The organism is Mediterraneibacter massiliensis (genome assembly GCF_001487105.1).
GTDB lineage: Bacteria > Bacillota > Clostridia > Lachnospirales > Lachnospiraceae > Mediterraneibacter > Mediterraneibacter massiliensis.
Genome location: NZ_LN913000.1, coordinates 277020 through 289356, shown reverse-complemented (window position 1 = coordinate 289356; position 12337 = coordinate 277020). Strand labels below are relative to the sequence as shown.

Genomic DNA, 12337 nt, shown 5'->3' with positions numbered 1-12337 from the left:
GATCGGCTCCTCCTATTCTTCGTCATCCAGGTATTCGTCAAATTCCAGATTCAGTTCTTCCTCATCCGGTTCTTCTTCCGGTTCTACATCTTCGAGTTCTTCTCCGACAAATTCCTGTTCGGTGAATCCATGTGCGCCAAATGACTCATTTTCATCGCGATACTTTTTATCGCCTTCAATGATATGACGCAGATCTGTCTCACCATAATCTACAGTTTCCATAATTTCTACTTCTGTATTATCATCACGCAGCACACGTACATCCAAAGCAAGTGACTGCAGCTCTTTTAACAATACTTTGAAAGACTCTGGAACACCTGGTTCCGGAATATTCTCTCCCTTAATGATGGCTTCGTAAGTCTTGACACGGCCAACCACATCATCAGACTTCACAGTCAAGATCTCTTGCAGTGTATAGGATGCTCCATATGCTTCCAGCGCCCATACTTCCATCTCTCCGAACCGCTGTCCGCCGAACTGAGCCTTTCCGCCCAGAGGCTGCTGTGTTACCAGTGAGTAAGGACCTGTCGAACGTGCGTGGATCTTATCATCAACCAGATGATGCAGTTTCAGATAATGCATGTGTCCGATCGTAACCGGACTGTCAAAGAACTCTCCGGTACGTCCGTCGCGCAGGCGTACTTTTCCATCTCTGGACAACGGAACACCCTTCCATAATTTTCTGTGCTCTCTATTGTCAGAAAGATACTGCAATACTTCCGGAAGCAGCTCTTCTCCATGTTTCTTCTCAAATTCTTCCCATTCCAGATTGACATAATCATTTGCCAGATCCAGTGTATCCATAATATCTATCTCGTTCGCACCGTCGAATACAGGTGTAGAGATATTGAATCCCAGTGCTTTCGCCGCAAGACTTAGATGGATCTCCAATACCTGTCCGATATTCATACGTGACGGCACACCCAGAGGATTCAGAACAATATCAAGCGGACGTCCATTCGGAAGGAACGGCATATCCTCTACCGGAAGCACACGGGAAACAACACCCTTGTTTCCATGACGTCCCGCCATCTTATCTCCTACAGAGATCTTTCTCTTCTGCGCGATATAAATGCGAACTGCCTGATTTACGCCCGGAGACAGTTCATCCCCATTTTCTCTTGTAAATACCTTTGCGTCTACGACAATACCATATTCACCATGCGGTACTTTCAAAGAGGTATCTCTGACTTCTCTTGCCTTCTCACCGAAGATCGCACGCAGCAAGCGTTCTTCTGCCGTCAGTTCTGTCTCTCCCTTTGGAGTTACTTTCCCGACCAGAATATCCCCTGCACGCACTTCCGCACCTATACGTATGATTCCTCTCTCATCCAGGTCTTTGAGCGCATCATCGCCTACACCCGGAATATCTCTTGTGATCTCTTCCGGTCCCAGCTTTGTATCTCTTGCCTCTGCCTCATACTCTTCAATATGCACAGAAGTATAAACGTCATCCTGCACCAGTCTCTCACTGAGCAAAACTGCGTCCTCATAGTTGTAGCCTTCCCATGTCATAAAGCCGATCAATGGGTTCTTACCGAGCGCCATTTCTCCGTTTGCTGTAGACGGACCATCTGCGATAACCTGTCCTGCTTCTATCTGTTCGCCCTTTTCTACGATTGGTCTCTGATTGTAGCAGTTGCTCTGGTTACTTCTCAAAAATTTCGTCAGCTTATATGTTTTCTTTGTTCCATCCTCATGCCGTATAATGATTTCCTTAGAAGTAGAACGTTCTACTGTTCCTGCCTGCTCTGCGACAATACATACACCGGAGTCTACCGCTGCTTTTACTTCCATACCTGTCCCTACGACTGGTGCTTCCGTTGTCAAAAGGGGCACTGCCTGACGCTGCATGTTAGATCCCATCAAAGCGCGGTTCGCATCGTCATTTTCCAGGAAAGGAATCAATGCGGTAGCCACAGAAAATACCATCTTCGGAGACACATCCATGTAATCAAATTTGCTTTTCTCATACTCTTGTGTCTCTTCACGGTAACGACCGGATACATTCTTATTTATGAAATGTCCTTCTGCATCCAATGGCGTATTCGCCTGTGCAACATGGTAATTATCTTCTTCATCAGCTGTCATATAGACAACTTCTTCTGTCACGACCGGATTCTCCGGATCTGTCTTGTCGATCTTGCGGTACGGCGCCTCCACGAAACCGTATTCATTGATCCTTGCGTACGTAGCCAAAGAGTTGATCAGGCCGATATTCGGACCTTCCGGCGTCTCGATAGGACACATTCTTCCATAGTGGGAATAGTGTACGTCACGCACCTCGAATCCGGCACGATCCCTGGACAGACCACCCGGTCCCAATGCAGACAGACGTCTCTTATGTGTCAGCTCGCCGAGCGGGTTGTTCTGATCCATGAACTGTGACAGCTGGGAAGAACCAAAGAATTCTTTCACAGCCGCAGTAACCGGCTTAATATTGATCAATGACTGCGGAGAGATACCATCCTGATCCTGTGTTGTCATTCTTTCTCGGACAACTCTCTCTAATCTGGACAGACCGATTCTGTACTGATTCTGGAGCAGCTCTCCGACCGCACGGATACGGCGGTTTCCTAAATGGTCGATATCATCGTCATTTCCCATGCCGTATTCCAAATGGATATTATAGTTAATGGATGCAAGAATATCATCCTTTGTAATATGTTTCGGAATCAGATCATGTATATCCCGACGGATCAGACTTTTCAGTTCCTCGATGTCTCCTGCTGACTCCTCCAGTATTCCTGCAAGTACAGGATAATATACCTGTTCTGTCACGCCAACTTCTTTCGGATCGATGTCTACTACAGCCTGCAGATCCACCATCATATTGGATAAGATCTTAATATTACGGCTCTCATCTTCCCCTTCTACCCAAAGATACGGAGCAGCACAGTTCTGGATCGCATCCGCAATCTCCCGGGTAATCTTTGTCCCCTTTTCAGCTACTACTTCCCCGGTTATCTGACTCACCACATCCTCTGCAAGGATACAACCATTTACACGGTTCTTCAGCAGCAATTTTTTATTAAATTTATAACGGCCCACTTTTGCCAGGTCATATCTTCTTGGATCAAAGAACATACTTGTGATCAGGCTTTCCGCGCTGTCCACCGCGAGCGGCTCACCCGGACGGATCTTTTTATATAACTCTAGCAGACCCTCCTGATAGTTTTCTGCCGTATCTTTTCCAAAGCTGGCAAGGATCTTAGGCTCTTCCCCGAATAATTCCAGAATTTCTGCATTCGTACCGATTCCCAGAGCACGGATGAGTACTGTGATGGGGACTTTTCTTGTTCTGTCTACACGTACATAAAAAACGTCATTGGAGTCTGTCTCATATTCAAGCCATGCGCCGCGGTTTGGGATCACAGTCGCTGAATACAGCTCTTTCCCAAGCTTATCATGAGCGATCCCATAATATATCCCCGGTGAACGTACAAGCTGGCTTACGATAACACGTTCTGCGCCATTGATCACAAACGTACCTGTCTTTGTCATCAACGGCAAATCTCCCATAAAGATCTCGTGTTCGTTTATCTCATCATTTTCCTTGTTGTAAAGCCGCACTCTCACCTTTAAAGGCGCCGCATACGTTGCATCACGTTCTTTGCACTCTTCGATCGTGTACTTTACGTCATCCTCACAGAGCGTAAAATCCACAAATTCCAGGCTTAAATGGCCGCTGTAATCAGCAATTGGGGAAATATCATCAAAAACCTCTTTTAACCCTTCATCCAGAAACCACTGATAAGAATCTTTCTGGACTTCGATCAAATTCGGCATCTCTAATACTTCTTTTTGTCTGGAATAGCTCATGCGAAAACTTTTTCCATTTGTGATGGGACGAATTCTGTTTTTCTCCATTGACGTTTCACTCCTCATTTATTATTTGCACTGCCGCCCGTTTTTTCACAGAAACTCTTTCTCCGGACAACAGCATTTATAAACTGCTAAGTCTTCCTTAACAGTTTAAATTGACTAACTTACAGGAAAAGTGCTCTGCGGCAGTGTTTCTGCCTCTATATGGCATACCTTTCCATAATAGCGCATTTTTTACTATAACACAAAACACTTTTTATTGTCAACATTCTTCTCTTGTTTTTTCATTTTTCTCTTGACATTTTATTTCAAATGTGATAGCAGCCACTCACATTTATATCTCCTGTATATGCAAAAAACCGCAGAAGTAAGTTTTATCTTCTGCGGTCTTAATCTCTCTTTTGGAGACGATTATTTCAGGTTTACTTCTGCGCCTTCGCCTTCCAGTTTAGCCTTGATCTCTTCAGCTTCTGCCTTGGAAACAGCTTCTTTTACTACCTTAGGAGCTCCGTCAACAAGCTCTTTTGCTTCTTTTAATCCAAGTCCTGTGATCTCACGAACAGCCTTGATTACTTTAACCTTAGAAGAACCAGCAGATACAAGTTCTACATCAAACTCATCTTTTTCTTCAGCTGCTGCTGCTTCTCCGCCTGCCGCTGCAACTACAACACCTGCTGCTGCAGATACACCAAATTCTTCTTCACAAGCTTTTACTAATTCATTTAATTCTAATACTGATAACTCTTTGATTGCTTCAATCATTTCAGCTGTTGTCAATTTAGCCATTTTTATTTCCTCCATATCATTTCTTTTATTTTTTATACAACTGCCTGTCTTACTTGTACCAGGCTCTTATTCTTCTGCCGGTGCCGCTGCTTCTTCAACAGGAGCTTCTGCCGGTGCTTCTTCTTCAGCCGGAGCCGCTTCACAATTCTCTGCGCCGCCTTTTTCTGCGATCTGATTAATAACACGAGCAAAGTTTGTGATCGGTGACTGTATACTTCCAAGCAACTTGGAAAGTAATTCATCTCTGGATGGAATCTTAGCAAGTTCTGTCAATCCCGCTGTATCGTAAACTGTTCCTTCTACGACACCGCCTTTTAATTCCAGCTTGTCTGCCGTCTTAGCAAAATTGCAGAGGATTCTTGCCGGTGCTGTAGCGTCATCTTTGGAAACTGCTAATGCGCTTGGTCCTTCCAGATGTTCTTCCAGACCTTCACATACAGTTCCTTCGAAAGCTCTTTTCATCATTGTGTTCTTATATACTTTGTAAAGCACACCTGCTTCTCTGAGCTGTTTACGCAGTTCTGTGTCCTGTGCCACAGTAAGACCACGATAATTTACAAGAACAACTGACTCAGCATCTTTAATTTCTTCTGCGATTGCATCTACGATTGGTTGTTTTAATTCAACTTTTGCCACTTTCTGGTACACCTCCTTATTTTATTTGCGTATACTGCCTATACCCGGAGGGGTTTTACTATAAAAACAAAAACCCTCTGCGCACAAAGACACAGAAGGCTCTAAATTCCTTACAAGAATTTCACTCATCCTCGGCAGGCGTTTTCAACTTATGCCTTACGGCACCTGCTGTCTTTGGCAGTTACTAATATAAAATAGCACGTTATCTACATACTGTCAAGCATTTTCTTCATTTTAGTAATTTTAAAAGCGGCAGAAAACATCCCTCTGCCGCCCCTGTATTTCTTTTTAAAATCTATGCCAGCTTCAGTGGGTTTACCTTCACGCTAGGTCCCATTGTAGATGTCAGAACGATACTCTTTAAATACTGTCCTTTCACCGCTGCCGGTTTTGCTTTATTGATCGCATCAATAAGCGTCTGGAAGTTGTCCGCTAATTGTTCTTCGGTAAAAGATGCTTTACCGATCGGCACATGGATAATGTTTGTCTTGTCAAGTCTGTATTCAATCTTACCAGCTTTGATATCATTGATCGCTTTTGTCACGTCCATTGTAACAGTACCCGCCTTCGGATTTGGCATTAAACCTTTTGGTCCGAGTACACGTCCGAGACGTCCTACCACACCCATCATATCCGGTGTAGCGACAACAACGTCAAAATCCAGCCATCCTTCATTCTGGATCTTCGGGATCAATTCATCTCCACCTACAAAGTCTGCTCCCGCAGCTTTTGCTTCTTCTGCTTTCGCATCCTTTGCAAATACAAGAATACGCACTTTCTTTCCTGTTCCGTGAGGAAGTACGACTGCACCACGGATCTGCTGATCAGCGTGACGTCCGTCACATCCTGTTCTGATATGAGCTTCGATTGTTTCATCAAATTTTGCTACTGCTGCCTTTTTCACTAATGCTACCGCTTCTTCTTTGTCGTAAAGATTTCCTCTTTCGATCAGTTTAGCAGCTTCAATATATTTCTTTCCTCGTTTCATTTATATAACCTCCTTGTGGTATTGGCGGGAACGAACCCCTCCCACTTTTGCATTTACTCTTCTACAGTTACACCCATGGAACGGCAAGTTCCTGCGATCATGCTCATTGCCGCCTCAACAGTTGCCGCATTTAAGTCTGGCATCTTTGTCTCAGCGATCTCCTGCAACTGTGCCTTTGTGATCGTAGCAACTTTTGTCTTGTTCGGCACGCCTGAACCAGATTTAAGCTTACATGCTTTTTTGATCAGTACTGCTGCCGGCGGTGTCTTTGTGATGAAGCTGAAACTTCTATCATTATATACCGTGATCACAACAGGAATAACTAAATCTCCCTGATCAGCAGTTCTGGCATTGAACTGTTTTGTAAATTCCACGATATTTACACCATGCTGTCCAAGTGCAGGACCAACCGGTGGTGCCGGAGTTGCTTTTCCAGCAGGAATCTGTAACTTGATATAACCTTCTACTTTTTTTGCCATTGTTCATTACCTCCTTGTGGTATTGGCGGGATCAGCGTATCCCTCCCACGCATTTTCAATCCATCTTTCTTACTTCTGAAAAACTAAGTTCAACCGGAGTCTCACGGCCAAACAACTCTACATTGATCGACAGGCTCTGCTTCTGTTCATTCATACTCTGGATCACACCCACAGTGCCTTCCCATGCTCCGCTTAACACAGAGACAGTATCTCCGACCGCAAAATCCACCACGATATTTTCCTGCTTGATCCCCAATCCTGCCATCTCTCCTTCTTCCAAAGGAACCGGCTTAGATCCAGGACCAACAAACCCGGTTACGCCGCGCGTATTTCGCACAACATACCAAGTGTCGTCGTTCATGATCATATGGATCATCACATAACCCGGAAACATTTTTTTCTGGCTTGCTTTCTGGACGCCATTTTTCAATTCTACAACTTCCTGCATCGGAACTCGTACTTCTAAAATCTGATCCTCCAGATGACGGTTTTCAATGGTCTTATCAATGTTCGCTTTTACTTTGTTTTCATACCCTGAATAAGTATGAACCACATACCATTTTGCCTCTGACATAAAATCACCTTTCTGCTTTAGGTCCGGCTATTTCACCAATAAGTCTATCCCATATTTCAGGATGATATCGATCACCGTGATCAACACCCCTAAAAATACAGAAGTTACAACTACTGCCGCCGTCTTTCTTGCAAGTGTTATCTTGTCTGGCCAAATAACTTTGCGAAATTCTGCCTGAAGTCCTTTGAACCAGCTTTTCTTCTGAGTTTTTGTTTTCTCACTCATACGTCCACTTCCCTTCAGCGACTACTTCGTCTCTTTGTGCAGTGTGTGTGATTTACAGAATTTGCAGTACTTCTTTGTCTCCATACGTTCCGGATGCGTTTTCTTGTCTTTCATCATGTTGTAATTACGATTCTTGCATTCCGTACATTCCAATGTGATTCTTGTGCGCACAACTTCCACCTCGCTTTTAACATATTCACTACGTGTTACTGATGGCTGCGAAACCATCCATTTTTAGGCATAAAAAAAAGACCTACTTCCATTCGCTAGAAAATTGTATCATAGCATAGCATGGAAGTCAAGCCTTTTTCCTGCTTTCAGCAACTCTTTCCAGTTACTGCTTTCCAATCATTATCACTTTTTCTATTCCGATACAAAGATAAATTTCACATTGCCGTCCATTCCATCCGCAATACCGCTAAAGTTATTGTAGCCTCTGGAATTCTCCAGCATTTCGTTCATTTTATCCAGCAGATCTCCTACATCACCGCTAAATACATCGACTAGTTTTTCGATCCCCTCCTCATTGAACTGGATCATACCGTCATTTAGTGTACCTGCGCCCTCATCCAGCTGCGTAACACCATCTATAAGCGTGCCAGAACCTGTCTGTAAAGTTCCCAATCCGTCTGTCAATGTGCCCGCTCCGGCGTATAAGCTTTCTGCTCCCGCTGAAACCTGCCCTGCACCGGCATACAACGCGGATAATCCGGATGACAGTCCATTCTCGCCTGCCACGCCTTCCAAAATACCGGAGGTACCTCCCTTTATCTGCGCCATTCCGGCAGAAACCTGTGCAGCAAGCCCGTTGTCTCCACTGACTGCTGTTTTCAAAGACTCCATTCCCGCCACAATACTGGGCGTTCCTGTTGAAGGTTCCCCCTTATTTAAAGCTGCGTCAAGCTGAGCAATTCCGCTGCCTACTGCCCCCTGCGCGCTTAATGCTGTACTTAAATTCTGCGCGCCTGCAGCCAAGCCCTTTTCTCCCTGGAATGACTGGTCAAACGTATACAATCCGTTTTTCACAGCTTCTGCAGCTCCCAATACTTCCTGCGGTACACCGGAAGTTTGCGCCGCTCTCTGCGAATTCACAGTATCTCTCGTCTGTTGGTCTGCAGACAGGCTTCCAATCACCGCTTCGAGTTCTTCCGCTGTTTCCCCTGTAACTGTCCCACTGGCGATCAAATTCTGAAGTGTTGTGATCTCATCCTGACTGGATGTTGTATCCGCTATGCCTGCGTCTGTTGTCGATATTCCGCTTAAATACGTATACACAGCCTCTGCTCCGCCATAGAGCGTCCCTGTATTTGCAGCAATCGCATTGATCCCCTGGCTCACAGACTGGGCGCCTGCCGCTATAGTACCCATATTCCCATTTAAGCTTTCCATTCCCTGCGCCACGGAATTGATTCCTGTATACAATGTCTCGATGCCGCCGGATAAAGCAGGAAGCTGTGTTTCCAACTGCTGCTGCATCTGTGAAACGCCTGTATCCAGTGCCTCTGCTCCCGGGACCAGAACCGACGTTACCTTATCAGACGCCGTGCCCAATCCGGCAGCAACCTGCTGTGCCCCCTCTGTCAATGTAAGTGTTCCAGTTTCCAGCGCAGTCCCGCCATTTGCCAAAGCCTGGATACCGCTTGTCAGCGTACCGGAGGAGGACAAAAGCGTATCCAGTCCTGCTTTTAATTCCCCAGAACCACTTACAAGCTGATCTGCCGCATTCTGCAGTTCTGACATAGATCCCTTTAGATCAGAAACACTGTCAAATTGATCCGCCTCCAGTTCATTAAACATATCGTTCGTTGCCACTGTGATCGCTTCCGGTGTCTGATAATTAGTTACATCCGCCTCTACTTCAAAATAGGAGGGGATCTCCAGGATATCTGTCCCTAATTTTTCCTGCATATTGGGCATACCAAGCCCGATAGCCATATTCTTGCTCCCATCCGATATAAGCTTTCCATTTATCACACTGACATTAGAAAACACTTCCTCATCCAACAGCATTCCCGTAGCCATCAAAAAAGGAACATAGGTGCCATTTTCCTCTTCTGATGTATTTTTATACGTATAGCGCATGACAAGATGACCGCTCTTTCCTTCCATTTCTTCAGCGCTGATTTCTTTTCCATCTAACGTATAAGTAATGTCCAGTCCTACGGGCAGCGTTTTATCCGTCGTCCCCTGATAGACGATATTTTGGCCATCTCCTTCCCATACCAGATTCTGTCCGCTGCTCGAGAAGTTCTCATCTCCCTTGACATTTTGTATCTCTTTCAATACAGACATATCCTTTATTTCCGATACATTTTCCACATTGTTGAGCTGGTCGGACACGATCACAGATTTCACGGTTCCATTTGCGCCTATCTTTGCATACACCGTCTCGTCTTTTACTGGTTTCGTGCTGCTTTTTGCGGTTTCTTTTTTTGTGTTGTCTTTTTTATCTGTCTGCACGGAAGTACTTTCGCTTGTCTGTGCTGTCTGTTCTTTTTCCTTCGCATATACCGGAGAACCTGCCAGGCTTCCGACCGTCAGCGCCGCAAGGAGTGTTCCTGCAACTAACATTCTAAATTCTCTGTTTTTCATATCGATTACCTCCTATATCAATTTGTCACTGCTGGTTTTTCTTCCTTTTTTCCAAGAAATCCTATCGACAATTTGCAGATAGGTTTATCAAAGACCATAAACATAGCGGGTAGCGCCAGGATTACAACAAACATACTGATGATCGCTCCTCTTGCAAGCAAGGTACAGATAGATCCGATCATATCGACCTTTGAATAGCATGCCACTCCAAATGTCGCGGCAAAAAAGCTCAGCCCACTGCTTAAGATAGATAACATGCTTGTTTTATGCGCAATAGAAATCGCTTCTTTTTTCTTTCTTCCGCGTCTGCGTTCTTTTTGGTAACGGCTTGTCATCAGTATGGCATAGTCCACGGTTGCGCCCAGCTGGATCGTTCCAATAACAATGCTTGCTACAAACGGCAGACTGACGCCTTGATAATATGGAACTGCCATATTTACAAATATCGCAAATTCTATGACCGATACAAGGATTACTGGAAGAAGCAGCGATTTGAACACGATCATGATAATAAGGAAAATCGCGATGATCGATATGGCATTGACTACTTTCAGATCAATGTCCGTTACATCCTGCAGATCTTTCATCATCGGAGCCTCTCCGATCACAAGCGCTCCCTTATCGTATGATTTCACCACTTTGTCGATCTGTGCTATCTGCGCGTTGACCTCAGGCGTTGCCGACGCATATTTAGAGCAGATAAAGGCAAGTTCGTATTTATCACTCTGCAGCATACTCTTTACGTCATCCGGTATCATAGAATCAGGTACCGCCGGACCGATCAACGAGTTTAATCCCAATGTCCATTTCACTCCATCCACTTTATCGATTTCTTCATACATCTTTGCTTTTTCTTTTGCGCTTATATTTTTGTCCATCATGATCATATGGACGTTTTCCATGTCAAAATCTTCTTTTAATTTTTCATTGGCAACATTAGACTGCAAAGATTCCGGAAGTGACTGTGCGATATTATAATAAATTTCGGTATGGTTATTCCCATAGATCGCCGGAAACAGCAATATTAAAAACAAGAGGATCCAAGCTTTATAATGTTTTGTGATAAAGGCGGAAGATTTATCCACATTCTTAACAAGAGGTCTATGTTTTGTCTTTTCTATCCATTTATCAAAGATCAGGATCAGAGAAGGAAGCAGCGTCACACAGCAGATAACACCGATCACGACTCCTTTTGCCATAACGATCCCCAGATCTTTACCGAGGGCAAATGTCATAAAACAAAGTGCGGCAAACCCTGCCACTGTAGTTACGGAACTGCCGACTACAGACTTAAAAGTATTTGCGATCGCATGCCCCATCGCACGCTCCTTTTCTCCGGGAAACCGCAGCTTATTTTCTTCATAACTATTCAACAGGAAAATAGAATAGTCCATCGTAACTCCTAACTGAAGCACCGCAGTCAATGCCTGCGTGACATAGGAGATCTGCCCTAGGAAGACATTGCTTCCCAGATTATATATAATTGCCACGCCGATGCTCAATAAGAAAAATACAGGGACCAGGAAGGAGGTTCCCGTAAGTTCCAATATCAAAAATGCCAACGCCGCGGCAATCAATACATAAATCGGCAGTTCCTTCAAACAAAGATTCTTAATATCTGTTACGATTCCTGTCATGCCACTGATAAAACACTGCTCATTTGCAGCCTTTCGCATCTGCGTCAATGCATCCATTGCTTCATCTGAGGACGTCGTATTATCAAACAACGCCAACATCATTGTTGCATCCCCATGAAAAAAAGCTTCTCTTAAATCTTTCGGCAACATTTCTACCGGAAGAGAAATATCTGCCACATCATCATACCAAAGCACATCTTTGACATGCTCAACTTCACTGAATTTCTTCTCCAGCTTCTGTACATCTTTCGATTCCATGCCTTCTACTACTACCATAGAGAAGGCGCCCATTCCATATTCATCTACTAAGATATCCTGACCTTCTACCGTCTCCAGTTCCTCCGGCAGATAACTTAACAGATCGTAGTTGATACGTGTTTTTGTTATACCCAGTATAGAGGGCACCAACAAAAGGATCCCGCAAAACAAAATAAAGATCCGATGTCTGGCTATCCATTTTCCAGCCTTTATCATTTCATCATCTCCTGACTTTTTTCTTCACAGTATCATTATATACAAAAATGGCCAATAGTCAATATAGAAAATGAACTTTGGTCATTTTATTGACAATTCTTATATTCAGGAGCATAATAAT

At 44.3% G+C, this 12337-nt stretch carries 10 protein-coding genes and 1 other annotated feature; all 10 genes read right to left on the bottom strand.

The features are described from left to right. Nucleotides 1-12: 12 nt before the first annotated feature. Entirely contained in the window at nucleotides 13-3870 is a 3858-nt protein-coding gene (rpoB, locus tag BN3282_RS02105; RefSeq protein WP_059066495.1) for a DNA-directed RNA polymerase subunit beta, read from the bottom strand. Nucleotides 3871-4236: 366 nt separating this feature from the next. Further along, nucleotides 4237-4611, bottom strand: coding sequence for a 50S ribosomal protein L7/L12 (gene rplL, locus BN3282_RS02100; RefSeq protein ID WP_059066494.1), 375 nt, complete (start codon nucleotides 4609-4611; stop codon nucleotides 4237-4239). 66 nt (nucleotides 4612-4677) lie between these two features. Then, nucleotides 4678-5247, bottom strand: a complete 570-nt coding sequence (gene rplJ, locus BN3282_RS02095) for a 50S ribosomal protein L10 (RefSeq protein WP_059066493.1) — start codon at nucleotides 5245-5247, stop codon at nucleotides 4678-4680. Nucleotides 5248-5305: 58 nt separating this feature from the next. Continuing rightward, nucleotides 5306-5443 (bottom strand) — a sequence feature (ribosomal protein L10 leader region). A 99-nt stretch (nucleotides 5444-5542) separates the two neighbouring features. Next, a complete protein-coding gene (gene rplA, locus BN3282_RS02090) occupies nucleotides 5543-6235 on the bottom strand; it encodes a 50S ribosomal protein L1 (RefSeq protein WP_059066492.1) in 693 nt (230 codons plus the stop codon). Between the two features lie 53 nt (nucleotides 6236-6288). Further along, entirely contained in the window at nucleotides 6289-6714 is a 426-nt protein-coding gene (gene rplK, locus BN3282_RS02085; RefSeq protein WP_059066491.1) for a 50S ribosomal protein L11, read from the bottom strand. Nucleotides 6715-6769: 55 nt separating this feature from the next. Then, nucleotides 6770-7288, bottom strand: coding sequence for a transcription termination/antitermination protein NusG (gene nusG / locus BN3282_RS02080; RefSeq protein ID WP_059066490.1), 519 nt, complete (start codon nucleotides 7286-7288; stop codon nucleotides 6770-6772). Between the two features lie 27 nt (nucleotides 7289-7315). Next, nucleotides 7316-7513 (bottom strand): preprotein translocase subunit SecE, encoded by a 198-nt coding sequence (gene secE / locus BN3282_RS02075; protein WP_059066489.1) that lies wholly within the window; start codon nucleotides 7511-7513, stop codon nucleotides 7316-7318. A 21-nt stretch (nucleotides 7514-7534) separates the two neighbouring features. After that, on the bottom strand, nucleotides 7535-7684 hold the full coding sequence (gene rpmG / locus BN3282_RS02070; protein WP_059066862.1) for a 50S ribosomal protein L33: 150 nt from the start codon (nucleotides 7682-7684) through the stop codon (nucleotides 7535-7537). Between the two features lie 192 nt (nucleotides 7685-7876). Next, nucleotides 7877-10105 (bottom strand): autotransporter outer membrane beta-barrel domain-containing protein, encoded by a 2229-nt coding sequence (locus BN3282_RS02065; protein WP_059066488.1) that lies wholly within the window; start codon nucleotides 10103-10105, stop codon nucleotides 7877-7879. A 17-nt stretch (nucleotides 10106-10122) separates the two neighbouring features. Further along, nucleotides 10123-12216 (bottom strand): efflux RND transporter permease subunit, encoded by a 2094-nt coding sequence (locus BN3282_RS02060; RefSeq protein WP_059066487.1) that lies wholly within the window; start codon nucleotides 12214-12216, stop codon nucleotides 10123-10125. Nucleotides 12217-12337: the final 121 nt, after the last annotated feature.